Consider the following 25,986-nt stretch of genomic DNA (forward strand, 5'->3'; position numbering starts at 1 on the left):
CTTTTCAACTGGTCGGATCAATATTATTGACAGCATAAGGGAATTGCTCAATATTGACAAGAATCACATTCAGGATTGGATTTTTGAGAGGAATAAATTAAGTCAGATAAAGCTTTAGTAGAATTTATCTGACTTAATTAAAGTCAGTTGGTCATTTATAGCCGGGTAAGTAAACTGGAAGTATCCCAGCGATTGCCACCACTTTTTTGTACGTCAGCATAGAATTGATCAACTAAGGCTGTTAACGGTAATGTTGAACCGTTATTTTTTGCTTCAGTTAGTGCGATGTCGAGATCCTTACGCATCCAATCAACGGCAAAACCAAAGTCATACTCACCATTGATCATACTCTTATGACGGTTATCCATTTGCCATGAACCAGCAGCTCCTTGACTAATAACCTCAATAACCTGTTCACAGTCAAGACCTGCATTTTTCCCAAAATGTAAAGCTTCAGCTAAACCCTGAACAACACCAGCAATACAGATTTGATTCATCATTTTTGCTAGCTGACCACTGCCAATCGGTCCTAGTAGTTTGCTAAATTTTGAATATGACTGGATAACTGATTCTATGGTTTGATAGGATGATTGTTCTCCGCCAACCATAATAGATAGCTGGCCGTTAACAGCACCAGCTTCACCACCTGAAACCGGAGCATCTAAAAAGCCTAAGCCAATAGATTTTGCTTGTTGTGCTAACTCACGCGCGACCGAAGCAGAGGCCGTGGTATGATCAACAAGGATTGCATCGGCTTTCATTCCTGAAAATGCGCCGTTGGCACCTAAAATAACTTGTTTTAGATCTTTATCGTTTCCAACACAAACAAATACTATATCACTATCTTTAACCGCTTTTGCTGGCGTAGCAGCCATTGTACCACCATATTTTTCAACCCAAGCCGTAGCTTTTTGCTGAGTGCGGTTATAAACGGTTACTTGGTAACCAGAGTTTTGTAAATGTCCAGCCATAGGGAAACCCATAACGCCTAAACCAATAAATGATACTTTTTTCATGTTGTTAAAACTTACTACGATTAAAGTTGCTAATGTTTATAACATATCTTTAGTCGCAATAATTAGCTATTTAACTACAAGATTATATTTTATAACTGTGTTGATTTTTATTTCAGCAATATCGCCATTTCGCCTCTCAGTGTATTTATTCTATACTGACTAATACCTTCAAGGATGGCTAACTTCTGAGTATTATTATGCAATATCGCTACCTTGTTATTTTTATTGTTCTACTTTCTTTTCCCGTGCGAGCAACTCAGGTTACTGTGAGATTAGTTATTCCTGGCCCTAGTACTCCCTTTAAAGTTAGAAACCCATTTGTTGAAAAGTTGCTGAAGATTATTTTTGCTAAACAAAATATCAACCTTAAGCTCGAATACGCAAAAGAAAATATTAGTTAGGGCAGAGCATTAAAAGAGCTTAATAATAGTGGCGTGATTGATTTAACTTGGAGTGTTACAACACACCAACGGGAGCAATCATTGCTGCCTATTCGTATTCCGCTATATCAAGGATTTATTGGCTGGCGTGTTTTTATAATTCATAAAGATAATCAACCAACATTTGATAAAGTAAATAGTGTAAGCGGCTTAGGGGAATTACTGGCCATACAACGTTTTGATTGGCCAGATCATCAAATTTTTGTCGAGAATAATTTGGATGTTGATGGTAGTTTGCCTTTTGCGCAAATGTATAAAGCGATTGAAAATGGCTTGGCAGATTACTTTCCTCGTTCTGTATTGGAAGTAACTAGGGAGCTTAATGCTTTGCAGTCTGAACAATTAGTGGTTGAAAACACGTTGTTGTTAAAGTACCCAACATCTTATTATTTTTTTGTAGGTAAAAATAATCACGAATTAGCTAAAACAATAACAAAAGGTTTTGAGCTAGTTCTAGCTGACGGTAGTTACCAAATACTATTTCAGGAGAGTTTTGGTAATGCGCTTAAAGCATTAAACTTAAAGCAAAGAAAAGTGATACATTTACAGAGTTCACTGATGCCAAATCAGTGAACTCTTGTAAGAAACATGTTTACTACTTATTAATGTATTCAAATAAGGCTTTTAATATTTGCATTTTTTCAGTGTTGTTTTCGTACTCAAATGCTAAATTTTCTAATTTGATCATAAACTCGTCAGCACTTAGTAAACCATCTGAACCATACTGAATACGATTTTGACAATGTGCTTGCCACTTTTGTTGCTCGCTATCGGTAAGAGTTAAGGGATAATTTCTTGCTCGGTATCTAAATAGTAAAGTAGCTAGCCTTTTATCCTGAAATTGAAATGGGTGTGTCGCTAATTGCTCTGGGGGCAACTGGTGTAAAATTTCCATTTGTGCCTTGTCACTATGAGAGAAAAAATTGCCGCCATAAAGCGCAAATTCAGCATCAATATTGTCATCACCAAAGTCACTATTTGTAAATACATCGGTGAGTTTATCTCTTAATTCGCCAAATTCTTTAAGTTTTTTTAAATTACTAAGGCAAAGTTCTCGAGGAATATCTAATCGTTGTGCATTCTCTGGTAGTAGCGTTTTGGCAGGTGCAACAACCGGACACTTATTTAAATGGATTAACTTAATAGGTATTGGTAGTTCATCTTCAGATAATTCATCATAGCGGGTGTATAAGCGAGCTTTGATTTCTTCACTATCGAGCTCGAATAATGGTGATGGATCTCTGGCTAAATCTACAGCAATAACGGCATTTTTATTGACAGGGTGGTAACAAACGGGTGCAAACCAGCTAGTACAGCCATGAGTAGATGAAACTTTACTTGAGGTATGAACAATTGGCGTCATATTGTAAACATCAATTAGTTCAGCAACTTGCTTTTTATTCTTTAAATTAAAAATAAATTCATACAGCTTAGGTTGCTTCTCTTTAATTAATTTTGCCATTGCGATAGTCGCATATACATCACTCATAGCATCGTGGGCGGCTTCATGCTCAATACCATTGACTTTAGTTAGCAACTCTAAGCGGAAACTTACCACTTGTTGACCATCTCGCTCTATTGTTGGCCATTCGATGCCTTCGGGTCGCAAGGCATAACAAGCACGAATCATATCGATGATATCCCAACGGCTATTACCATTTTGCCACTCGCGTGCGTATGGATCATAAAAATTTCGATACAATAGGTAGCGAGTAACTTCGTCATCAAAACGGATGCTGTTATAACCTGCAACACAAGTATTAGGTTGTGAAAATAAACTGTGAATTCGCTCAGCAAACTCAGCTTCAGTCAAACCTTCGCGTAGTGCTTTTTGCGGTGTAATACCTGTTACTAAGCAGGCTTCTGGCTGTGGTAGGTAATCTTGTGGTGGCTGACAATAAAACATCTCCGGCTCACCAATTATGTTTAAATCTAAATCGGTGCGAATACCCGCAAACTGCGATGGTTTATCAAACTTTGGTGATACACCCCAGGTTTCATAATCGTGCCAAAGAATGGTTGCTTGGTTCAATGTAGGCTCAGTACTTTCGTTAGGCATTTTTTTAATTTTTATATTTAACGCGAACTATATAGGCTCGCTGAAGCTTAATATCAATAGTTTATCACGACATTATCTGCTATGTAGATTAATTCATATAGTGCTTTCTTGTTTGTACAAAACAATATCACATTACTAAATGCAATTAATTCTCATTTAGTTGTTGACAATAGCTTTTATTTGTAGATAATGAGAATCATTCTTATTTAGGTGCTTGTCTCTTTGGGGTTATAGCAGATGATAAGAAGTAAAAGGTTCTACAGTGATGAAGCAGTATAGACCCTATTTACGGATGAAGATGCAAACTTAAACTGAATTACTACTCCCTCCAATTTAGTAAGAATATTTAAGTTAATCGTTACAGTAAAAATTACGACGAGATTTTTACTGGTGTTATTAACCTTGCAGTTTTAATTCGTAAATAGGTTTCTATTAATCATAGAACTTAGGTTTATTTTGGTTTGAGTATGTAAGTAATATTACGTTAATACTTAGGCCATTTTGAATTAGGTGAACACGATGGCATATATACTTTCGTATTTACTTAATATCGTACTTCTTTAATCGTCGCCGAAAACGGTTAAAGAAGTACAAACATTACCGTTAGTTTTATATATTTGTGAGAATTGTGTGCTCGTATTTATATAAACAGCAACAGCTAAAGGTGGTGGCGGGGCAACCCGAAATTAGCACATGTTGGAATATCTAGTTAAAAGTAAAATTTCTATCGATATTTTGCTGAAAGTAAAGTTGTTGTATTTAATTGGCTTTTGCCCAGGATCTCAAGCCAAGTAAATTAATCGCGATATCAGTAAGCAAATGGTGTAAAAAGGCAAACTATTTAGACAGCACTCGCTTTATAGTTTGTATGTGTAACACCCAATGGAATGGGCGTTTTCAAGGAAGAATTTAACAAGGAGCGAGAGACGCTATAAATCGCCAATTTATAGCAAGTAGGGCCAGTTAACGCTGGCCCTTTCTTTTATAAAAAAATTAAACTTCGTCGTGCTTAGTTGATTAATTCACACCGTGTTGATTTAAGTGCGCACTGTATTCTTTATCTGTACCATTAATATGGTTTATCAACCAGTTAGACAAAAAATCGCTAATTTCGTTTAACGCGTCATGGCCTTTGTCATTATATAAGTCCATAAAATCGTTCACTTGCTCAATCATTTTTTTATGTTGTTCTTTATGGGCAATAACATCAGGGAAGTCGTGCTGCTCTAACAACTGTTCTTCACGTTCAAAGTGGTATTTGGTATAGCTAATTAAGTCGTTTAACGCTTCTCGCTCATACTCTTCACTCATGGCATAATCGTAAGCCATAGTAAATTGGTTCAATAAACTAATAAGCTTCTTATGATCATTATCTAAGCTTTCAATGCCAACACTGTATTCATCTTTCCAAACCATTTCATTGCTTTTAACTGTTTTCTTATAAAACACCGGAATTAAAACTAAAACCGCAATAAGTATCCATGAAATTGGGTTAGCAATGCTTGATAAAAACCCTAGAAATATGGCGACAATAATTAACCCTATTATGGCGGCGTATATTAAAGATTTACTACGATTATTCATAAATAATACTCTTATAAAAAGTGTGGTTAAATTGTTAAGTTCACGGCAATTCTAATACGAATTGCGATCAATTCCCGTAAAACCTATTTATTTGTTGACCTTGATCAAGTTGTAAATGCATTCCAGTTTAAAACTTTTAAAACTTGATCTGCATCAGGTTTTTTCTTCGCAAAGTAATGAATAGTTGCACTACTTTATATTTGTTCTTGAGCTTAAGCATAGTGACCGTTTAATAGGTTTGGCTTAAAGGAAGAAAATTAACCTTAAGAACAAATAGTACAAACTAAAAATTTGTCTATCTATTGTCTACATTATTATAAGTATCGGAAGTAGTAGGGTAGCTGATAGAAAGTTAGATGGATAAGAAACACACACTTTTAAACATGAAGCTAGTTAATATTGTAAACGGAGATAATCCTATGAAAACGATTAAGTATAGTCTTTCAGCGCTTGGTTTAGCTATTGGTATGGCAGCTACTGGTATCAGTATGTCTGTATCAGCAGCAGAGCCTACTTTATCTGAAGCCGACTTTGAAAAAGCACAGTTACAGTACTTCCAACGTTGTGCTGGTTGTCACGGTACTTTGCGTAAAGGCGCTACAGGTAAAAACTTAGAGCCGAAAAATACCCTTAAAAAAGGTCAAAAGCGTCTAGAGAAGATTATTGCTCTAGGTACTGAAGGCGGCATGAATAACTTTGATGATTTATTCAGCAAAGAAGAAATTGCTAATATGGCAACATTTATTCAGATGACACCTCCTGTTCCACCTGAAATGTCGTTGGAGCAAATGCGCTCTCATACTAAAGAGTATGTTGCACCGAAAGACTACCCAACTAAACCATTGCATGGTTTAAACTGGAAAAACTTTTTCGTAGTTATCGAACGTGATGCAGGTACTGCAGCAATCGTAGATGGCGACACTAAAAAAGTTATCACGCATATCGATACAGGTTACGCGGTTCATGTAATCAAAGGCACTGAGCATCATAAAATTGACCACGCAAAAGATGTAGGTCGTTTCTGGTACACCATTGGTCGTGACGGTAAGGTAAACAAAATCGATTTATGGCAAACACCTGAAAAAATGCTAGTTGCTGAAACTAAAATGGCATATGACGCGCGTGATATCGCTGTTTCTGGTGATGGTAAGTACGTAGTTGCTGGTGGTTACTGGCCTGCGCATTTCGTTATCATGGATGCTGTAACGTTAAATCCACTTAAAGTTGTTTCAACTCGTGGTTACAACACTAAAGGTGAGTTTGTTAATGAAGCACGTGTAGCAGCTGTTTACACTTCTCCAAACAAATCAGAATTCACTATCGCGGTTAAAGAAACAGGTCAAATGTTACAAGTTGACTACAGTGACTTAGACAACTTAACCATTACTAGCATTGCGTCATCTGAATTCTTGCATGATGGTTTCTATGACCCAACTGGCCGTTACTTCCAAATCGCTGCTAACGCGTCAAACAAAATGGTTATCGTTGACACTGAAACTGGTAAGTTAGAAGCACAAATTGATGTTGATTCTTTACCACATCCAGGTCCAGGTGCTAACTGGAATGATAAAGAGTGTGGTCCAGTTGGTGGTACAACTCACTTAGGTACTGGTTTAGTATCTGTATGGGGTAATGATCCAATCGGTCATCCTGATAAAGCGTGGAAACTTTGTTATGAAGTTGAAACAGATGGTGCTGGTGCATTCATCCGTACTCATGAAACGTCTCAATACGTTTGGGCTGACCAACTTAAACACCCAGAGCCAGAAATTCAACAGTCTGTGCAAGTATTTGATAAAGATACTCATGAAATCGTTAAAACCATCCGTGTAACTGAAGAAGAAGGTAAAGCTGCTCTTCACATGGAATTCAATGACGACGGTACAGAAGTTTGGGTTTCTGTTTGGAACCGTAAAGATGCGAAAAACCCTACAGGCGAAATTGTAGTTTATGATGCAAAAACGCTTAAAGAGAAACATCGTATTAAAGGTTTAACTACGCCAACAGGTAAGTTCAACGTATTTAACCGTATGAACCACAAAACCTAGTAAGTAACTTAATTGGTAAGTGATATTACTAGTGAACATTCTCCTCACTTAAATATCACCTTATCAACTTAGGTCAGTGGGCATGGCAAATGCCATGCCCACGCTTTTTCGCTTTATTCTGTAAGAGTTAATTATGGTAAATAACACAGTAAATAAACCCAGCATTTGGTCTCGTCGACTAATCCTTGGTACAACGGTATCAGGCGCGGTGATCTTCTTTGTCGTTGGTATTATCTTTTGGGGTGGTTTTAACACCGCCATGGAAGCGACTAATACCACCGAATTTTGTATTGGTTGTCATGAAATGGAAGACAACGTTTATCAAGAATACAAACCGACCATACATTATTCTAATAGAACCGGCGTAAGAGCTGGTTGTCCTGATTGCCACGTGCCAAGACCTTGGGTACATAAAGTGGTTCGTAAAATCCAAGCTTCTTATGAAGTTTATGGGTGGTTAACAGGCAAACTTGATACCAAAGAAAAATTTGATGCTCATCGCTTTACAATGGCGAAAAGCGTCTGGAAAGCAATGAAAGATACTGATTCTAGAGAATGTCGTAATTGTCATAACTTTGAATCTATGAATCCGGAATTTCAGAAACCTCGTGCCCGTAAACAACATTTAAATGCTTTTGAAACAGGACAAACATGTATCGATTGTCACAAAGGCATTGCTCATCATGGCGTGAGAGACAAATTGTCAGATGAAGAATTAGAAGCAATTGAAGCACCAAACCCTGCTTATATTCGTGAAATACCACAAATGTATAAGGATGGCTTAGCAAGAATTGAGGCTAAAGAAGCAGAAGAAAAGGCTGCAGCAAAAGCTGAAAAAGAAGCTGAAAAAGCAAAAGTACAAGCACAAATAGAAAAAGCAGTAGCAGCAGCAACCAGCAGAATGACGGCTGCACCAGCAGCAGAAGGTGCAAACAATTCGCCTTCAGCAAGTGGTAGTGATATTAATGTTGATTGGGGTAAAGCAAACTCAGCAGATATTAGCGTTTTCTACCCAGGTACAGCATCAATCGAATGGGTGCTTGGGCGCAAGCATGGCGGTAAACGTGCCTTTACTAAAGGTGATCGTTGTGTTGAATGTCACGGTGAAGAAGTGGCCGATATTGGCAATAATATCGCTTCTGGCGAAAGTGAAAAAGTTGAAGATCCTGCATTAATTCCAGGTAAACGTGGTAGTTTTGATGTCACTATTAATGCTGTACATGACGCTGAGAATTTATATTTGAAATTTAGCTGGCCTGAAACTGACCATACACCAGCACCATTTGTTGAAGGGGGGAAAATGGACCCTGAAAACTCAATGAAGTTAGCTTACATGGTTGCAACAGATGAAGTTGAGTACGCTGACAGAGCCGGTTGTTGGGGCACATGTCATGCCGATGTAAATGGTATGCCATTTGTACCAGAAAAAGATGCTTTACTTGGCTCTGATATAGCAAAACGTTTAGATTTCAGTAATGGCTTAACAAAGTACACTAAAGAGTCTCGTACTAAACTTGAATTGAAAGGCCGCCGTGGTAAAGCTCTTGGTGGTTGGGATCAATTAAAAGACGACGCCGATATAAAATCTGAACTAGACGCTAATAAATTTATGGATATTGTTCGTTATAAAGCTGGTGAAGGTAAAATTGAAGACGGTTATATTTTAGCTGAACGTCAAATGCACGGTGGTCAAGGTGGTGAAGTCAATGCAACACTTGAAAATGGCATCTGGACGGTAATGGTTAAACGTAAACTGAAATCTGATAAAGCTGGTGATGTTAATATCGAAGCCGGTACAGTATATAACTTTGGTTTTGCCATTCATGATGATTACACCAGTGGTCGTTACCACCATGTATCATTTGGCTACAAGTTAGCACTTGATAATGCTGAAGCAGAAATTAACGCCGTGAAACTATAATATTGGTGTCAAAGCGATTAACTAGCTTATGTAAATAAGTGAAGAAATTAAAAGCCTTTTGTGAAAACAAAGGGCTTTTTTATAGCTGATTATATTGAATTTAGTGTATATTTTCAGGTGCTTAATTTATCAGAATTTATAAAGGACTATCTGTGACTAGAATATTAATAACTGTATATTGTTTTTTGGCGTTCTCGGTTAATGCCTATCAACAAGGTGATACTCAATTCTCACCTAAAAATTCAAATAAATACTTTGAAAACAAACACGCTCCTATCGTGTTAATTGACGAGGCACATCATAATTTTCATACCATGGATGGTCGTTACCAAGCATTTAGTAAAATATTAAAAAGTGATGGTTATATCGTTAAAAAGAATAAACAAAGATTTACTAGTAAATCTTTGTCAAATACCGACATTTTAGTGATTTCTAACGCGTTAAATAAGAAAAATGTTAAAAATTGGGATTTGCCTAATTTTTCTGCATTTAGTCGAGACGAAATAGTGTCGGTTTATCATTGGGTAAGAGCAGGTGGTTCACTATTTCTTATCGCTGATCATATGCCGTTTCCTAAAGCTTCTGAAGATTTGGCAGCAATATTCGGTTTTCAATTTAATAATGGCTATGTCGAAGACTTAGCAGATAGAAAGCAAATATTTTCACTTGAGAAAGGAAACTTAAATGCGCACCCCATTCTACAAATATCAACGCATAACCAAGTGAATTCGATAAAAGCTTTTACAGGCCAAGCATTTATAATACCGCCTAAAGCTAAGTCATTGTTAAGTTTTGGCAAGGATGCTTATTCATTAATGCCTAGTAAATCATGGAAATTTCCTGATGATACTCCCGAAATTTCCGTTGCAGGTTGGCATCAAGGTGCGACACTAAAGTTCGGTAAAGGACGTATAGTTGTGTTTGGTGAAGCGGCAATGTTTACGGCACAATTGGCAGGAAAGGAGAAGTTTAAAATGGGAGTTATCGCTGATGGTGCTGAGCAAAATGAACGCTTCCTTTTAAACATTATGCTATGGTTAGCAAAGGAAATATAACTCAATAAAATCCGTTTATTGAGAAGCTGATTTAGAGTAAGGCACATGCAGTGCTTCTAAATTTAGTCTGTATAATGGTACCTATTCAAGTTGGCTACCTTATTAATTTTTTAGTTTGTAGGAAAAGGAAAATAGATGTCTAGAATTATAGTCGTGCTATGTTTGTTAGCTTGTTCTTCTCATTTACAAGCAAAAGAAGTTATTGTTGAAGTTTATAAAAAGAAGTTTAGGCCGGCAGAGATTACGATTGAAAAAGGTGACACCGTCATCTGGAAGAATTTAGAGAAACGTCAATATCACAATGTGTGGTTTAAGCAATTTGAGCAAGAAGAGCCTGACTACTTTTTCCCTGGCGAAAGTTACCAACGAACATTTGATAATGCAGGTAGGTTTCCTTATGAATGCGGTCCTCATCCCAAAATGACTGGCATTGTTACTGTTGTAGAAAAATAATATCTAAATGTTGTGATTAAGTGATATTACGCACAAATCGACTAAATTTAGTGGCTTGATTGATCGGAATCAAACACTATTCATTCTCATTACAATGTTAATTGCCATAATAGAAGAATGAGCGTACTTTACGAACATATTCTAGTATCAACAGAAATTACTTTTCATTGATACTTTCGTTGTTCTTTAGTGAAAGTGTGCAAATAGGAAATTATGACTACTGTAAATTTAAATTCGATAGACGAAACAAGTGGTGATGCATTGTTTTATCAGGAGCAAGATAACGAAGTTGCTCTTTTTGAGTATGCATACGGCCATCAATTACCTGTGCTTATTAAAGGACCGACGGGTTGTGGTAAAACGCGTTTTGTCGCCCACATGGCTGAAAAATTAAATAAGCCGTTATATACCGTTGCTTGTCATGATGACTTAACTGCGGCTGATTTAGTTGGTCGACATTTAGTAGGCCCGGAAGGCACTTACTGGCAAGATGGACCATTAACAAAAGCAGTGCGTGAAGGTGGTATTTGTTATTTAGACGAAGTAGTAGAAGCGCGTAAAGATACTACGGTAGTTTTACATCCACTAGCTGATGATAGACGTATCTTACCGTTAGAGCGCACTGGCGAATTGATTGAAGCTGCACCTGGCTTTATGTTGGTAGTTTCTTATAACCCAGGTTACCAGAACCTGTTTAAAGGTATGAAACCAAGTACCAGACAACGTTTTGTTGCATTAAGGTTTGACTACCCAGAAGCGAAGATAGAGCAAGATATTATTATCGAAGAAACGGGTGTTGAGCCTAATATTGCTTTTAAACTGGTTGAATTAGCTCAAGCTCTTCGTCGTCTAGAAGAAAACGATTTAGAAGAAGTCGCATCAACTCGCTTATTAATTTACGCAGCCAAAATGATGTCAGCAGGTATGGACCCTATTGAAGTTTGCCGTTGTTGTTTGGCAGAGCCATTATCTGATGATATTCAAACGGTTAATTCAATAATGGAAGTTGCGAAAATTTACTTCGATGCCTAAATCGTCAGACTTACCGGCAGCAGAGGCAAATCAAATTAACGAATCTAAAAAGCTACCTGGTGACCTTGCCATGTGGTTTTTTATTTTGGCTGAGCTAACCGTTTTTGCAATATTCTTTATTGGCTTTGCCATCGCTGAAAATCTTAACTTAGTCATGTTTGCCGAAGGTAAAGCGCAACTACATAAAGTTGCAGGCTTAATTAATACGGTTGCGTTAATTACCAGTAGTTATTTTGTTGCTATATCCTTGCATTCAATGCGCGTAAACAATGAACGTCAGGCCGTTAATAGGCTTGTTATAGCATTATTGTTTGCTGGTGTTTATGTCATATTAAAACTTTGGGAATACCAAGCGTTATTTTCTCAAGGTATTGATATAGAAACTAATACCTTTTTTACGCTTTATTTTTTGATAACAGCGTTTCATTTTATGCACATTCTTTTGGGCATGGTGATTTTGGGATACATGGCGATTAATGCCTATAAAGATAAATATAACGACCCAAATACAGAAAATGAGTTTTCGGGCTATGAATCGGGCGCCTGTTATTGGCATATGGTTGATTTATTGTGGATCATTTTATTTCCACTAATATATGTTATTTAGTCGCATAGGGTTTTAAGGTCATAAATATATGAAAAAAGTATCACATCAGTATGCGTTGAGTTGGGTTTGGTTAGTTTTATTGACCTTAGCTTCCGTTGCTGCGGGCTATTATTTTCAAAACCCTACCTTTAATTCGGTGTTTTTTATTGCAGTGGTGATGCTAATTATTGCTTTGAAAGGCCAACAAATTATTGATGTATTTATGGAGTTAAAGCATGCTCCACCTACTTGGCGAAATATAATGCTAGCTTATGTTGTTATTATTCCACTGATTATTACACTGATTTATAGTTAAATCTATATGGTAACTTCTACCATTTATAGCTATCAGCAGGTTAATGATAGCTGTATGTTATTTGCGCAATAGCGCCATTTCTATTTATTAAATAATTAGAAAAACTCAAAAATATTGACTAAATAAATTCAGTTTTAGTGGCTGTGAAATAACTTATTTCCCTATATAAATTAGGGGCTTTTGTTACCCGAGTGAAAAAAATCTGGTTATCGATGATAAATTCAACAGTTATCTGCTTCAGCTCAATCTTTTTCTAATTTTTTTGTTACACATCCTCAAAAACTTGATTCTTATCAAGGTGGAAAAATAAGTATTGTCCTATTATTAATTCGCTTTATTACATTATTCTTTAATAAGGAAACACCATGTCAGAGCGTTTTACAAAAGGCATGGCTCGAAATATTTATTACGGTGGAAGTGTATTCTTCTTTCTAATATTTCTTGCTTTGACTTTCCACACAACTAAAGAGATGCCCAAACGGGATCATCGAGAAAATATCACTGAGTCTGTAGCGCGCGGTAAGGCGTTATGGGAAGACAACAACTGTGTTGGTTGTCACTCATTAATTGGTGAAGGTGCTTACTTTGCTCCTGAACTAGCCAATGTTTATGACCGTCGCGGCGGTGAAGCTGGCTTTAAGGCATTTTTTAGCGGTTGGATGAAATCTCAACCTTTAAATATTCCTGGTCGTCGTCAAATGCCTAACTTCCATTTATCGGATCAAGAAATTGATGATCTGGCTGAGTTCCTTAAGTGGACTTCAGAATTGGATGATAATAACTGGCCACCAAACATAGAAGGATAATGGCGTGAATACTCTTAAATATCAATCACAAGCCGTTGCAAAACCTTATTTTGTTTTTGCTATGATCTTGTTTGTAGGCCAAATCTTATTTGGTTTACTCATGGGTTTACAATATGTTGTCGGCGATATTGTCGGTGGCTTAATTCCATTCAACGTAGCTCGTATGGTTCATACTAACTTGCTAATTGTTTGGCTACTATTTGGCTTTATGGGTGCAGCATATTACTTAGTACCAGAAGAAGCTGAAACAGAATTACACAGTCCTAAACTAGCAATTGCCTTATTCTGGATATTTGCTGCTGCAGGCGTGTTAACTATCTTAGGTTATTTACTTGTACCATATGCAACGTTAGCGCACATTACTGGTAACGATTTATGGCCAACCATGGGACGTGAGTTCTTAGAACAACCAACTATTACTAAAATTGGTATTGTTATTGTCGCTTTAGGTTTCTTATACAACCTAGGTATGACTATTTTGAAAGGCCGTAAAACAGCTATCAACATGGTACTAATGACAGGTTTAATCGGTTTAGCAGTATTCTTCTTATTTGCTTTCTACAACCCAACTAACTTAGCACTTGATAAGTACTTCTGGTGGTTTGTAGTGCACTTATGGGTAGAAGGTGTCTGGGAATTAATTATGGGTGCTATCTTAGCGTTCGTATTAATCAAAGTTACTGGTGTTGACCGTGAAGTTATCGAGAAATGGTTATATGTGATCATCGCTATGGCTTTAATCTCAGGTATCTTAGGTACAGGCCATCACTTTTACTGGTTAATGACACCTGAGTATTGGCAGTGGGTTGGTTCTATTTTCTCAGCAATTGAACCGTTACCTTTCTTCGCCATGGTATTGTATGCCTTTAACATGGTTAACCGTCGCCGTCGTGAACACCCGAACAAAGCGGCTACATTATGGGCATTAGGTACTTCAGTAATGGCATTCTTAGGTGCTGGCGTATGGGGTTTCCTACATACACTTGCTCCAGTGAACTACTTTACTCATGGTACACAAATTACTGCAGCTCACGGACACATGGCATTCTACGGTGCATATGCGATGATCGTTATGACGATAATGTCATACGCTATGCCTAAATTACGTGGTGTAGGTGAAGCAAATTGTAATAAAGCACAAGTTACTGAAATGTGGGGCTTCTGGCTAATGACTGTAGGTATGGTATTTATTACTTTATTCCTAACAGGTGCTGGTGTACTACAAGTTTGGTTACAACGTTTACCTGAAAGCGGTGAAGCATTAAGCTTTATGGCAACTCAAGACAAATTAGCAATCTTCTACTGGTTACGTGAAATCGCTGGTGTTGTATTCTTATTTGGTCTTATTGCATACCTTGCTAGTTTTTTCGTTAAAGAAAAAACAGCTGCATAGCACTACAGTTTGAATTCACTTTGTTGAATACAAAACTATGCTAGTCTGCATCAAGCCGTGGTAGTGATACCGCGGCTTTATTTTTTGGTTTTTCAAGCTAGCATTAAAGAATAATAGCTTGAATTTACATAATTATTTCGTTTGGAGAAGCCCTTGAGTGAAGAGCAATTAACACAGCGTAAAAATAAACATATTTTGCAGCGTTTTGCTAAGGTTGTTGGCTTTATCAGTATTATTGTTGCCTTTATTTGTGCAGGGTATTTACTGACATTAACCGATACAGAAGATAAAGTAATGAAGGCTTTTTTTGGCTCAATTTCATTTTTCTGTTTTATGATGGGTTTAGTATTACACAACATTGGTAGTGCAAATTTACCCGACTTAACGGTTCCAAAAGATAAACCCAAGCAAGCTTCTGATGATAAAAGCTAGTTTAGCGGCTTTTTATTGATAATTAATCAATTGCATAAACAACTAAAGCATTGCCATAACAAGCTAATTTGACATACATCACAACACGCATATAAATCTTTTGCTAGCATGACCGTTATGGTTAATTATGTAGTAATCCTTTTAGGAAGGGCGAAATGGAAGAATGGGTAGGTGGTCTTTGGCACAAATATATTACACGTAAAGCGAGCACTGAATATGCCGATGCAGCGGTGCCGTTTTCTCAAGTTAGCCATTCGGTTGGCATGGTGTTTCGTGCCTTAGGTGGTGATGCCATAAAGCGTGTTGAAGCAGCAAGTGATCGTGACTATATTGTTCGTCGTAGTTTCTTACAAAAAATAGCCGGTGAAAACCAGCAAATTAGCTTGGCTTGGCAAGATGAAGATAGTTTACGCTTACCCGAAAGCCTAGCGGTTTTTCCAACTTCTGAGTTAAACCATGATTTATACATTTGGCTAGCCGTACTTGCGGCGCAGCATAGTGGTAAGTTTCGTCATTGGGCTATTGATAACCAACAACTTGTCGTTGATGTTTTAGCACAGTACCCAGCGTTGAAACCACGTTATGATCGTTTAGCTGCCGCATTTGTTGCGAGCAGGAACGATCATTCTAAACGTCCAAACTCTGAACAGGTGATGGAAAAAGCCATTATTCAAGCTATAACGCAGCCTGGCTCAGTAAAAGAGTTTCCTATGGTTAATTATGCGCCTCAAGCCGTTTATTTATGGTTGTATCCATCCGCGCAAGTTGACCCGCAAATACTGCCTGAATACGAAGACGATGAAGAGCTTGAAGCCGCTGAGCTAAGCAAAGCTAAGAAAAGTGATACCAGTCGGAAAAAGGCTGAACGTGTTGATTCAGGCGACGAAAAAGACGGTATGATGATATTTCGTCTTGAAACCATGTTTTCATGGAGCGAGTTTTCAAAACTCGACCGTGGTACTGACGATAGTGACGATGATGACGAAGACAATCAACGTGTTGCAGAAGACTTAGATAAAATTACCGTGTCAAAAGAGCAAAGCCAGAAAAGTGCTCGTATTAAAATTGATATGGACTTACCGTCCGCTGCAGAAGATGATATTCCTTTGGGCGAAGGTATTAAAATTCCCGAGTGGAATTATAAAGTACAACGATTAGAGGAAGAGCGTTGCCTATTGCACCCTATGTTGCCAAAAGATGCTATGGCAAAGCCATTACCTGCTAAATTACAAAAAACAGCAAAAACAATTCAAGCGCAATTTGAACAGTTAAGAAGTGTTCGCTACTGGCTTAAAGGTGAACACCAAGGGGAGGAGCTAGATTTATCTGCTTGGCTTGATTTTCATATTGAATCGAAAATATCGCCAACCAAAGAGCGCGGTTTATACCGTAGTTTTCGTGGTAATAATCGTGACATATCAACGTTATTGTTGGCAGATTTGTCAATGTCGACCGATGCCTATTTAGATGACGATAACCGTGTTATCGATGTAGTACAAGACTCAATGCTATTGTTTGGTGAAGCACTACACAGTGTTGGCGATAGCTTTGCTATGTATGGGTTTTCTTCGGTGAAACGTAGCAATGTTCGATTTTCTTTGTTGAAAAATTTTAATGAAAAATATGACGATAACATACGTGGCAGAGTACAAGCTATTCGACCAGGCTTTTATACTCGTATGGGGGCGGCGATTCGCCAAGCAACTAAAATCTTGGTAGAGCAGAAAAGCTCACAAAAACTGTTGTTGATACTAACTGACGGTAAACCTAATGATATAGACCACTATGAGGGGCGCTTTGGCATTGAAGATACTCATCAAGCTATAAAAGAAGCAACCAAATTAGGCATTAAACCATTCTGTATTACCGTTGATCAGGAAGCGCAAAGTTACTTGCCTTATATCTTTGGCAGTAATGGATATACCGTGATTTTACGGCCTGATCAGTTACCGGTTAGACTTCCGCAACTGTATCATCAAATGACAAATCAGTAAGTTATCGTATTGTCGATATTCATACGTTAAATAGGAAATTGAAAGGTTCATTATGTCACATGAAAAAATAACCTGTTTATTTTGCCAAACCTCAAATGATAAAGAGTTGGATAATTGCAGTAACTGCGGCATGGCACTGGCTGAAAATCATCCCGAGGGAAAAGCGCGCTGGAGCTTTTTTCTCAAAGCGTTTGTCTTTATTGCGCTATTTTGCTTAGTGATGGTTTTTTACCTACCGCGTTAATGGGGAAAATTAACAACTCATTTCGTTTGTAAGTGATATATACACATTTTTAAGTTTCTAACTATATAACCAGTAAAATTTATAGATAACTTTTAAGTTGGCAGGCTCCCTGACTATAAAGTAAAGCGTTGATATTTCTTTGGCTGTCAAACTAATCATAAAGTAACAAGATAAATAGCCATTTACCGGCAAATATCCTTGTTGCTTTTTTTTTCGTGTGTAAAATACCGCCATCAATTATTCTTAATTTTTTATGCAGTAAATTTAGCTATGTTCGAATTAAAATACCAAACACCAAAAGAGTGGGCAGAAGTTGTATTGAGTGACTTCGATGCTTTTTTAACTGACCATGCCGCCGCGGAAAAAAAAGCGTCTGGTATGGCGATGTCAATGATCTCTCATTACCCAGATAGAAAGTCAGTAGTTAAGGCGATGGCCGACTTAGCTATTGAAGAGTTAATTCACTTTAAACAAGTGCTGAAGTTAATTAATGCCCGTGGCGGTCAGCTAGGCTCAGATGAGAAAGACCCATACATTAACCAACTACGAAAAGTTTTTCGTAACGGTAGTGACGTATTTTTTATGGATAGATTAATTGTTGCAGGTGTTATTGAAGCGCGTGGTTACGAGCGTTTTTCACTGGTTGCTGAAGCATTGCCCGCTGGTAAAGACAAAGATCTTTATCAGAGTATTGCGAAGTCGGAAGAAAAGCATAAGAACCTATTTATTGAATTGGCCTATGAATATTTTCCAAAAGAAGAGGTTAATGCTCGTTTAGATGAAATTTTGGATATTGAGGCAGATATTTGTTTGGCATTACCTTTCAGAGCAGCCTTACATTAATTGCCTAGCGTATAATTAGAGAGAAAATATTATGGCTAGTGCGCAACTTATAGCACAACAACAGAAAGCTATTAGAAAATATCTAGCCCAATATGCTGAGCAAGAAGTGACAAGTTTAGCGTCATTCCCAGTGGCACTAAATTTTCAACATGTCTTGGTTATTCCTGCATTTCAAGAAACGAATACCTTTATTGAACACTTTCTTAATTCGGCATTATCACGACAGCAATGTTTAGTTATTGTTGTTATTAATCAACCGGACAGTGATTTTGGTCGTGAAAATACATCTGCCCAGCAATTGTTGGCACAACAACTAACCGCGCTAGGAGACGTTGCTTGGCAGCAAAAAAACTTACGATTGGTAAAGCCCAACAATAGTGCTAGTAGCGCAATTTTATTGGTTGATCGTTATTCGCAACCGTTGCCTCCGGAGCAAGGAGTAGGTTTAGCAAGGAAGATTGGCGCTGATATTGCCGTAGCTCTGTATCAACAAAAAGCTATAAAGTCCGCATGGATTCATTCAACTGATGCCGATGCAGAGTTGCCTGATAATTATTTTACTGGCCATTTTCCTGCCAATTTAAAGCAAAAAAATGTAGTTGCGACATGCTGTAATTTTTACCACCATAGTGAGCAGCAGGCCATTCATCAAGCAAACGCATTGTACGAAAGTGCATTACGTTATTATGTTGCAGGGCTGCATTATGCTGACTCTCCATATGCCTATTTTACCATCGGCAGTATTTTATCTTTTGACGCTTTGGCTTACTGTCAGGCTCGAGGTTTTCCAAAACGCAGTGCAGGGGAAGACTTTTATCTACTTAATAAACTAGCAAAACTTGGCAGTATTGAATTTTTGCCAAATATCACCATAAAGCTCGATGCGAGACCATCGCAGCGTGTACCATTTGGCACAGGGCCTGCGGTGAAAAGTATTATGGAGCTGACAACACCAAAGAAAGAATATCAGTATTATAATCCTAATGTTTTTCTTGAGCTAAAGGGCTGCTTAAGTGCTTTTCATTGTTTGTGGCAACATCGAGAACAACCGGAATTTTGGTTAAATGCATTAACACCGATAACACAGCAAGCTCTGAAAAATATTGGTTTGTTGTCGTTCATTGCAAAGCAGCAGCGTGCTTCGCAAGTGCAGTTTGATAAGCAGTTGGCTGTTTGGTTTGATAGCTTTAAAACACTCAAATTTATTCACGCACTGAGAGATTTAGGGCTAGAAAATATGCCATTAGTGCGGGCGCTTGAAATCGCTCCGTTTAAAGTATGAACGAATATTGTTGCGAGTGACTAGCAATTGATTTGTTAGTCACTCAATAACGTACTGAGATATTATCAGTTAATTAGAAAGCCTAAAATTTATAGTATTTTATAAATGATTGTTAACATTATTAACCACGTAAAATAAGCAGTCTGAGCGAGCAATACCACTTTGATTCGACGCCATAAATATTTTTAAGTTGCTAGCGCAAACCAGTTTGTTATCTACTTGCTTAAAGTAATTTTCAATAACATTAATACCTTGGTCATTAAGCATTTCAAGATTTTCTAAACCTTGATCATCTAGCCAACCAAGTAATAAACCCTCGCAACAACCACCGTAGTTAAACTGCTCTATATTTTGTCTTAATGTGACACCGCTGTAGTTTTCATCATGCTCACTAAATGATAACTTGCGGTCGGTTTTAATAACCAATCGCAGAGGTTTGTAGAGAATTTGCACTGCTTTGTCTTGTGGTAAAGTGCAGCTGCTGTCACATTTAGCAAATTGTTTTATACCGTTGTAAGCAACTTCATGTGCTTGGTCATCATTACTACCGCCACATTCAATGGTGACAACGGGGCAAGAAAAATCAAGCTCCATCATGGCACCGATACTAATATCCGATAATATTAACGTGTCGCAAAAGTAAGATGCCAATGACAAAACATTTGGGCTTATTAAAGTACTTACCGCAAATGCAGGGCCATTTCCTGAGGTATTGTGCAAATCGATAATGGCTTTTGGGTTAACTTCACGTATCGCTCGTTCAACTAGTTTAGCGCGTTGTATGTAACCGCTAAGATTTTTATTTTTAGCGTCTTTACTGTTTCTAATGCTTTTTTCATTAAAGCAGCGATTTAAATCTACACCATCAGGTAGGTAGCGGTGATTGAATAAATGCTGATAAGTTGCCGCTTCTACTGAAGAAATAATAATACGAATATTTGTTTTAGGGCGGGGCAATTCGTTTTCACTGGTTAGCCAGCGGTGCAGCGCAATAAGGCCTGATGGCTCATTGCCGTGCAAAAGTGTTGATATTACGCGCCATTCATCCTTGTTCTCACCACTAATATCAATAACGGTAAGTCCTATTAGCGATAAGAGAAATTGCTGATAGTCAGCATGCAATGTTCTACTGCATGGGTCTATTAAATAATTAATTTCGCTAAAATCTATGTCCATAACTTGCCCCAGAACGCGAGAGTAGCTTCGCGAGTTTTAGTAAATGTGTTGCTTGTGTTGAGCTCATAATGCAAAGCAACCTGGTAAACTGTTGGTAATTGATATCGAAATTAATCGGCGATACTAAATAGCAAAATTAATTTTCGGACAAAGCATCAATTAGCAACATCGAACTAGCATGACACAAAGTCTTATTTAGCATTGTTGACTAAGGTCAAATAATCTGTTTTCTTTTCAACAAAAGGGCTATCTTTTAATGCTTTTTTGATCTTAAGCGCTAATTGATGAAAGCTTTATTTTATAAGGGGTGACGGTAAAGAAGTTACGCGATAAAAATGTGATATAACGCACATTTATTTGTTGTTATTTTAAAGTTATTTCATCTTCTTTTCGACATGAAAAATAGGCTGTAAATCGCGTGTTAGATATGTGGTTTATTGTTTTAAGCTTCGATTGTATGTGCTTTTATTTGGCGTGCATAAAGTGTTAGTCTTACGAGCTACTCTGGTATTTTTGTACAGGTAATAAGGAATTAAATATATGCAAACCGTTGTTGCTAATATTTTGGCGCAAGTTGAATCTGTGGTGATAGGTAAACCTCATCAGGTTAAATTAGCTTTAGCTTGTTTGCTAGCGAAAGGCCATATTTTAATTGAAGACTTACCTGGTATGGGTAAAACAACCCTGGCCAACACCTTAGCTTATACCCTAGGTTTATCTTATCAACGTATTCAGTTCACCTCAGACCTTATGCCTGCTGATGTCATCGGCATAGCCATTTTTGATGATAATGAAAAAGCCTTTCAATTGCATCAGGGAGCAATTTTTAATCAAGTGGTATTGGCTGATGAGGTGAATCGTGCCAGCCCTAAAACTCAAAGTGCCTTGTTAGAAGCAATGGAAGAAGGGCGAGTGAGTATTGACGGAGTAACGCATCAACTGCCTGAGCCATTTTTTGTTATTGCCACACAAAACCCAATGACACACGCAGGAACCTATCCGCTGCCTGAGTCACAGCTTGACCGCTTTATGATGCGACTATCATTGGGCTTTCCTAGTATTGAAGCCGAGCGACAAATCTTGCAGTCAATTGATTCCCACGTAAGTAATGTTACCGCATGTTTAAACGATCAACAGTTGCGCGATATTCAACAACACATTGCCAATATTACAGTTGCACCTGTGATTGTCGATTATGTTATTGCATTATGTCGGGCTAGTCGTCAGCAACAATTACAATGTAAAGCGTTATCACCGCGTGCTGGTAAGGCGCTCATTGCTGCGGCGAAATCATGGGCCTTTATGGAAAACCGCGATTATGTTATTCCTGAGGATATTCAAGCAGTATTTTCAGCGGTATGTGAACATAGGCTAGCAGCACAGCAGCATAATGTTTTTGAGCAAAATGGCGAACTGTCGCAACAAGTTCTTAGTCAAGTTGACCCAACATTGCCCTTGGCACAATAGAGAATCGTCACTTGTTGGAATACCTTAAATCAAAGTTTAGCTGGTTAGTTGCACCATTGAATCGCTGGCTACAACACCGGCTTGAGATTTGGTTGAGACGCAGAATACCACAAGCTAAACAGCAACAAATAAACTACCGTAATATATTTATAATGCCGACCCGCTTTGGTGCTGCTTTTTGTTTTTTTACGCTATTGTTATTTTTATTAGGCACCAATTATCAAAATAATATTATTATTTTGATCAGTTATTTATTAGTTAGCTTTTTTATTGTGGTTTTACACCATAGTTTTTTCAATTTATCAGGATTAAAGTTTGCAGCGACTAATTCGGTTCAAGGTTTCGCTGGTAGGCAATTACTACTGCCACTAACGGTTTCAAGCCAAAAATCGCGTTATAACCTTTATTTCTCGTTTACTCAGGATAACGATGAAAGTAATAGCAAAACCATACTAGAACTTGCATCAGGCGATAACGACATTCAAGTGCCATTTTATGCACAACAACGCGGGCAGTTCCCGCTGCCGCGCATGCTTATTAACAGTGAATATGGTTTTGGCTTGTTCCGTACATGGACTCGGTTAGATTTTGCCCAACAAGTTACTGTTTTTCCTGAGCCCGTTATTTACGCTTGGCAAAGTCAACAACAGGGTGCTCAAACCGCTGAACTAAATGAAACTTTGGAAAATCACCAAGCCAGTTTACAAGTAGGACATGATGAATTTTATCAATTACAGCAATATCAACAAGGTGAACCGTTTAGTCGAGTTGCATGGAAACAAGTTGCCCGAGGTCAAGGTTGGCATAGTAAGCAATTCCAGCAAGCATTTTCTAATAAGTTACAATTAGACTTCAATTCATTGCCTGATGTTACCTTAGAGCAAAAATTAAGTTTACTTAGTTATGCTATTAATGATTGTAGCCAACAACAAATTGCTTTTTCATTAATTTTGCCAAACCAAGAATTTCCTTATCAGTACAGCCCTGAACATACTCAGCACTGTTTGACAGCACTAGCGTGTTATTAGAGAGGTTTATTGGTATGACAAAACAAGGCACTAAAAAAAGCATCAAACAAAATAGCGGTAACAACTTACAGCTATCCGGCCGAATGTACTTATTATTGCTGGCAGCTCAGCTACTTAACTTATTAACTTTAGTGCAGCAGTTACATTTTATTTACCTGGTAGTGGCAGTAGCGCTGTTGCTAATTCAGTTTATTAGTCATTATAAAATAAGAAAAAACTTAACGGTTTTTCAGCAAAAAGGCTTCGCGCCATTAAAACCACTATCGAGCACCGAAAAATCGCTCACAGAAAGTGCGAGCGCCTCGGCAAATTTAGCGGCTTTTTATTCTGTACCTAAAATACTTCCCGCTTGGTTGGTTTTTGTTTTTGCTATCACTGGTAGCATAACACTGGCAATTTCTGGGCGGGATATGGGGCTATTGCTATCTATGGTGCACTTGTTGTGCTTTGCTTATAGCTTGAAAATATTTGAAATGCCACGGCGCAAAGATTTATATCAGTTGGTGGTGTTAGGGATGTTTATTGCGACGTCATCACTTATTTTTTATCAATCGGTTTATTTTTCTATTGCAGTGATCTTATTGGTTTTCGCTAACTTGATTGTGTTGTTGGTGTTTTATGCGCCAACGATAGCCTTAAAACAACAACTGAAAACATTAACCAAGTTGATGTTTTATACTTTACCATTAGCCATTGCCTTGTTTATTGGCTTTCCAAAGCTCACACCATTTTGGCAAGTACCGAGTGTCGAATCAGCAAAAGTCGGGTTATCTGACCGAGTTAAGGTCGGTGATATTGCGCAGTTAGCTCTGTCTGATGAATTGGCGTTTCGAGTAAGTTTTAATAGCGATATGCCGGCACATTCACAGCAATATTGGCGAGCATTAGTACTTGATGATTTTGACGGCGGTACTTGGCAACAAACAAAAGCTGATAGATTAAAAGCCGCTAACCCGCGCTTAAACGAGCGTCGAAATGAACAAGTGAATGTTGATATTCAAGGGGTCGGAGTTTCTTATCAAGTGATCACAGAACCGAGTTTTCAGTCTTGGTTATTTGCTTTAGATTTTGCTACAAGTGAACAAGCCAAAATTGCTCAACGTAGTGATTTTTCTCTGTATTATCGTGGAATAGTTAATCAAACGCTCAGTTACAACGTAACCAGTTATCCTGATACTATTCTTTCGCGAACGCTTAGCGCTACTGAGCGTAATTTAAATCTTCTTTTGCCAGCTACCAGTAACCCTAGGCTAACAGAAAAAGGTCAACAGCTGCGTAATCAATATATCGATAATCAGCAGTTAATTAATGCCGTACTAGCAGATTTTAATCAACAGCAATATTTTTATACCTTACAGCCGCCAAGACTAAATGGCGCGACTCTTGATCAATTTTACTTTGATAGCAAAGCCGGTTTCTGTGAGCATTATGCGAGCGCATTCACCTATTTAATGCGTGCGGCAGGTATTCCTGCTCGCATGGTTGTTGGTTATCTTGGCGGTGAAGTTAATCCTAATGGCAATTACTTAAGTGTTTATCAACGTAATGCTCATGCGTGGTCAGAAGTTTGGTTAGCAGAGCAAGGCTGGGTAAGAGTTGACCCTACTGCTGCGGTAGACTCTGAGCGTGTTGAACGTGGTTTTTCTTCAAGTTTATTGAATGAATATAATGAATTTTCTAGTGGTTTGTTTTCATTTCAAGCTATTAAGGCAAGTAAGCTTTATTTTCAAATACGGCAACAACTTGAGGCGCTTGATTATCAATGGACCCGCTGGGTTATCGGTTACACAGGGCAACGGCAAAACGAAGTAGTCAAACGTATTTTAGCGGCATTGCCGTCGTTACAAAGTTTAGTATTGATACTTGCTGGTACTGTAAGTCTTGTATTCATGATTGTATTTGTTCGAGCTTTTTTGAAGAAAAACCATGAACAAAGTGTCTGGCAAAAGCAATACACTAACTTAGTTGCTATTTTGGCTAAACAAAATATTGTTAAAGCAAAATCAATTACCGCAATGCAGTTTGCCAGCGAAGTTGCTAAGCACAGGCCTGAAATCGCAGACAAGTTTAATAGCCTTTCACATTATTACTATCAGCTACAGTATCAATTGGTTAGTGAAATACCAAAGAATATGACGGCTGGCCAGAAAACTAACGCCCTAACCGCTGAAAATAATTCTAAACTCGATAGCAAAGTGCAACATCGTCAGCAAATTTATAGAAAATATAGTCAATGTTATAGAGAATTACGTTGGCAGTTATTTCTGGCAAAACTTACTTTTAAGTAAGGTTATTTTCAAATAAGTCTAAGTTTTACATGAAATAACAGCCCCTTCGATGCCTATCATTAATCACGGATAACTCGAACACTTGCTAAGTCATAAAGCCAATTAAAGGCAATGGCGTAAATAAAGAAGAAAGTTACAAAACCGATGTCCATTATTAAAATGCTAACAAAGTCCATTTTTAAGAACCACATCAATATAGGGAAAGATAAAATAACCATCCCGAGTTCAAAGCCAATGCCGTGCAGTAAGCGGGTAAATTTGGTTCTTGCAAGTCGTTCACCGGGTACTACTTTGTCAAAGGCGAAGTTATAACCGAAGTTCCAAAACATAGCGATGAATGAGAGAATAATAGCGAGCCCGCCCATTTCTTTTGCATCATTACCTGTGGTCAATATTGCTATAATGGTTAGTAAAACAAGCGCAATTATTTCAAATAGTACCATATGAATAATTCGTTCTTTGGTTGTCATTATTCGTTCCTCATATTTTAACTTGTGAGTTATTTTATCGATATTTATAATGA

The 25,986-nt window shown here is 37.8% G+C and carries 23 protein-coding genes; 18 read left to right on the forward strand and 5 right to left on the reverse strand.

The window, feature by feature from the left end:
- Positions 1-155: 155 nt before the first annotated feature.
- Entirely contained in the window at positions 156-1,016 is an 861-nt protein-coding gene (locus AC27E9_RS12455; protein WP_487130628.1) for an NAD(P)-dependent oxidoreductase, read from the reverse strand.
- Between the two features lie 434 nt (positions 1,017-1,450).
- Here AC27E9_RS12455 and AC27E9_RS12460 point away from each other — a divergent pair, with 434 nt between their 5' ends.
- Entirely contained in the window at positions 1,451-2,029 is a 579-nt protein-coding gene (locus AC27E9_RS12460; protein ID WP_487130630.1) for a hypothetical protein, read from the forward strand.
- 22 nt (positions 2,030-2,051) lie between these two features.
- Here AC27E9_RS12460 and sbcB read toward each other — a convergent pair whose 3' ends face one another.
- Positions 2,052-3,515 (reverse strand): exodeoxyribonuclease I, encoded by a 1,464-nt coding sequence (gene sbcB / locus AC27E9_RS12465; RefSeq protein WP_487130632.1) that lies wholly within the window; start codon positions 3,513-3,515, stop codon positions 2,052-2,054.
- 1,017 nt (positions 3,516-4,532) lie between these two features.
- Complete coding sequence (locus AC27E9_RS12470; protein ID WP_487130634.1) at positions 4,533-5,099, reverse strand: bacteriohemerythrin; 567 nt, start codon at positions 5,097-5,099, stop codon at positions 4,533-4,535.
- 419 nt (positions 5,100-5,518) lie between these two features.
- Here AC27E9_RS12470 and AC27E9_RS12475 point away from each other — a divergent pair, with 419 nt between their 5' ends.
- The 14 genes from AC27E9_RS12475 to AC27E9_RS12540 all read left to right on the forward strand — a co-directional run bounded on the left by AC27E9_RS12475 (position 5,519) and on the right by AC27E9_RS12540 (position 19,504).
- Positions 5,519-7,147 (forward strand): cytochrome D1 domain-containing protein, encoded by a 1,629-nt coding sequence (locus AC27E9_RS12475; RefSeq protein ID WP_487130636.1) that lies wholly within the window; start codon positions 5,519-5,521, stop codon positions 7,145-7,147.
- A gap of 133 nt (positions 7,148-7,280) precedes the next feature.
- A complete protein-coding gene (locus tag AC27E9_RS12480) occupies positions 7,281-9,068 on the forward strand; it encodes a NapC/NirT family cytochrome c (protein ID WP_487130638.1) in 1,788 nt (595 codons plus the stop codon).
- A gap of 152 nt (positions 9,069-9,220) precedes the next feature.
- Entirely contained in the window at positions 9,221-10,123 is a 903-nt protein-coding gene (locus AC27E9_RS12485) for a DUF4350 domain-containing protein (protein WP_487130640.1), read from the forward strand.
- A gap of 135 nt (positions 10,124-10,258) precedes the next feature.
- Positions 10,259-10,576, forward strand: a complete 318-nt coding sequence (locus AC27E9_RS12490; protein WP_487130641.1) for a cupredoxin domain-containing protein — start codon at positions 10,259-10,261, stop codon at positions 10,574-10,576.
- Between the two features lie 213 nt (positions 10,577-10,789).
- Positions 10,790-11,608, forward strand: a complete 819-nt coding sequence (locus tag AC27E9_RS12495; RefSeq protein ID WP_487130643.1) for an AAA family ATPase — start codon at positions 10,790-10,792, stop codon at positions 11,606-11,608.
- A complete protein-coding gene (locus AC27E9_RS12500; protein ID WP_487130645.1) occupies positions 11,601-12,215 on the forward strand; it encodes a cytochrome c oxidase subunit 3 family protein in 615 nt (204 codons plus the stop codon). The genes AC27E9_RS12495 and AC27E9_RS12500 overlap by 8 nt, the downstream gene beginning before the upstream one ends.
- A 28-nt stretch (positions 12,216-12,243) precedes the next feature.
- Positions 12,244-12,510: a cytochrome C oxidase subunit IV family protein gene (locus AC27E9_RS12505; protein WP_487130647.1), complete on the forward strand. Its 267-nt coding sequence runs from the start codon at positions 12,244-12,246 to the stop codon at positions 12,508-12,510.
- Positions 12,511-12,875: 365 nt separating this feature from the next.
- A complete protein-coding gene (locus AC27E9_RS12510; protein ID WP_487115653.1) occupies positions 12,876-13,316 on the forward strand; it encodes a c-type cytochrome in 441 nt (146 codons plus the stop codon).
- Between the two features lie 4 nt (positions 13,317-13,320).
- Positions 13,321-14,709 carry a cbb3-type cytochrome c oxidase subunit I gene (locus AC27E9_RS12515; RefSeq protein WP_487130649.1) on the forward strand — a complete coding sequence of 463 codons (1,389 nt, stop codon included), beginning with the start codon at positions 13,321-13,323 and terminating at the stop codon, positions 14,707-14,709.
- 153 nt (positions 14,710-14,862) lie between these two features.
- A complete protein-coding gene (locus AC27E9_RS12520) occupies positions 14,863-15,141 on the forward strand; it encodes a hypothetical protein (protein ID WP_487130651.1) in 279 nt (92 codons plus the stop codon).
- Between the two features lie 155 nt (positions 15,142-15,296).
- On the forward strand, positions 15,297-17,135 hold the full coding sequence (locus AC27E9_RS12525) for a nitric oxide reductase activation protein NorD (protein ID WP_487130653.1): 1,839 nt from the start codon (positions 15,297-15,299) through the stop codon (positions 17,133-17,135).
- 52 nt (positions 17,136-17,187) lie between these two features.
- Complete coding sequence (locus AC27E9_RS12530; protein ID WP_487130655.1) at positions 17,188-17,379, forward strand: DnrP protein; 192 nt, start codon at positions 17,188-17,190, stop codon at positions 17,377-17,379.
- A 270-nt stretch (positions 17,380-17,649) separates the two neighbouring features.
- A complete protein-coding gene (locus tag AC27E9_RS12535; protein WP_487130657.1) occupies positions 17,650-18,222 on the forward strand; it encodes a MiaE family protein in 573 nt (190 codons plus the stop codon).
- 31 nt (positions 18,223-18,253) lie between these two features.
- Positions 18,254-19,504 (forward strand): hypothetical protein, encoded by a 1,251-nt coding sequence (locus AC27E9_RS12540; RefSeq protein ID WP_487130659.1) that lies wholly within the window; start codon positions 18,254-18,256, stop codon positions 19,502-19,504.
- Positions 19,505-19,603: 99 nt separating this feature from the next.
- Here AC27E9_RS12540 and AC27E9_RS12545 read toward each other — a convergent pair whose 3' ends face one another.
- The gene (locus AC27E9_RS12545; protein WP_487130661.1) at positions 19,604-20,680 is read right to left on the reverse strand and encodes a M14 family metallopeptidase; all 1,077 of its coding nucleotides are present in this window, start codon (positions 20,678-20,680) and stop codon (positions 19,604-19,606) included.
- A gap of 540 nt (positions 20,681-21,220) precedes the next feature.
- Between AC27E9_RS12545 and AC27E9_RS12550 the strand changes: the two genes are divergently transcribed.
- Genes AC27E9_RS12550 through AC27E9_RS12560 form a run of 3 tightly spaced genes read left to right on the forward strand, consistent with a single transcriptional unit; the run spans position 21,221 to position 25,463 of the window.
- Positions 21,221-22,147 carry an AAA family ATPase gene (locus tag AC27E9_RS12550; RefSeq protein ID WP_487130663.1) on the forward strand — a complete coding sequence of 309 codons (927 nt, stop codon included), beginning with the start codon at positions 21,221-21,223 and terminating at the stop codon, positions 22,145-22,147.
- Between the two features lie 11 nt (positions 22,148-22,158).
- On the forward strand, positions 22,159-23,175 hold the full coding sequence (locus AC27E9_RS12555; RefSeq protein ID WP_487130664.1) for a DUF58 domain-containing protein: 1,017 nt from the start codon (positions 22,159-22,161) through the stop codon (positions 23,173-23,175).
- Positions 23,176-23,189: 14 nt separating this feature from the next.
- Complete coding sequence (locus AC27E9_RS12560) at positions 23,190-25,463, forward strand: transglutaminase TgpA family protein (protein WP_487130666.1); 2,274 nt, start codon at positions 23,190-23,192, stop codon at positions 25,461-25,463.
- A 59-nt stretch (positions 25,464-25,522) separates the two neighbouring features.
- Here the strand turns inward: AC27E9_RS12560 and AC27E9_RS12565 are convergent, their stop codons facing one another.
- A complete protein-coding gene (locus AC27E9_RS12565) occupies positions 25,523-25,933 on the reverse strand; it encodes a PACE efflux transporter (protein ID WP_487130668.1) in 411 nt (136 codons plus the stop codon).
- Positions 25,934-25,986: the final 53 nt, after the last annotated feature.

It is taken from the genome of Colwellia meonggei, assembly GCF_057537295.1.

Excerpts from the sequence above, each read along its gene's own strand:
- AC27E9_RS12490 (WP_487130641.1), top strand. The coding sequence starts at position 10,259 with ATGTCTAGAATTATAGTCGTGCTATGTTTGTTAGCTTGTTCTTCTCAT.
- AC27E9_RS12535 (WP_487130657.1), top strand. The coding sequence starts at position 17,650 with ATGTTCGAATTAAAATACCAAACACCAAAAGAGTGGGCAGAAGTTGTA.
- AC27E9_RS12480 (WP_487130638.1), top strand. The coding sequence starts at position 7,281 with ATGGTAAATAACACAGTAAATAAACCCAGCATTTGGTCTCGTCGACTA.
- AC27E9_RS12565 (WP_487130668.1), bottom strand. The coding sequence starts at position 25,933 with ATGACAACCAAAGAACGAATTATTCATATGGTACTATTTGAAATAATT.
- AC27E9_RS12550 (WP_487130663.1), top strand. The coding sequence starts at position 21,221 with ATGCAAACCGTTGTTGCTAATATTTTGGCGCAAGTTGAATCTGTGGTG.
- AC27E9_RS12530 (WP_487130655.1), top strand. The coding sequence starts at position 17,188 with ATGTCACATGAAAAAATAACCTGTTTATTTTGCCAAACCTCAAATGAT.
- AC27E9_RS12510 (WP_487115653.1), top strand. The coding sequence starts at position 12,876 with ATGTCAGAGCGTTTTACAAAAGGCATGGCTCGAAATATTTATTACGGT.
- AC27E9_RS12505 (WP_487130647.1), top strand. The coding sequence starts at position 12,244 with ATGAAAAAAGTATCACATCAGTATGCGTTGAGTTGGGTTTGGTTAGTT.
- AC27E9_RS12475 (WP_487130636.1), top strand. The coding sequence starts at position 5,519 with ATGAAAACGATTAAGTATAGTCTTTCAGCGCTTGGTTTAGCTATTGGT.
- AC27E9_RS12470 (WP_487130634.1), bottom strand. The coding sequence starts at position 5,099 with ATGAATAATCGTAGTAAATCTTTAATATACGCCGCCATAATAGGGTTA.
- AC27E9_RS12495 (WP_487130643.1), top strand. The coding sequence starts at position 10,790 with ATGACTACTGTAAATTTAAATTCGATAGACGAAACAAGTGGTGATGCA.
- AC27E9_RS12540 (WP_487130659.1), top strand. The coding sequence starts at position 18,254 with ATGGCTAGTGCGCAACTTATAGCACAACAACAGAAAGCTATTAGAAAA.
- AC27E9_RS12500 (WP_487130645.1), top strand. The coding sequence starts at position 11,601 with ATGCCTAAATCGTCAGACTTACCGGCAGCAGAGGCAAATCAAATTAAC.
- AC27E9_RS12525 (WP_487130653.1), top strand. The coding sequence starts at position 15,297 with ATGGAAGAATGGGTAGGTGGTCTTTGGCACAAATATATTACACGTAAA.
- sbcB (WP_487130632.1), bottom strand. The coding sequence starts at position 3,515 with ATGCCTAACGAAAGTACTGAGCCTACATTGAACCAAGCAACCATTCTT.
- AC27E9_RS12560 (WP_487130666.1), top strand. The coding sequence starts at position 23,190 with ATGACAAAACAAGGCACTAAAAAAAGCATCAAACAAAATAGCGGTAAC.
- AC27E9_RS12455 (WP_487130628.1), bottom strand. The coding sequence starts at position 1,016 with ATGAAAAAAGTATCATTTATTGGTTTAGGCGTTATGGGTTTCCCTATG.
- AC27E9_RS12545 (WP_487130661.1), bottom strand. The coding sequence starts at position 20,680 with ATGGACATAGATTTTAGCGAAATTAATTATTTAATAGACCCATGCAGT.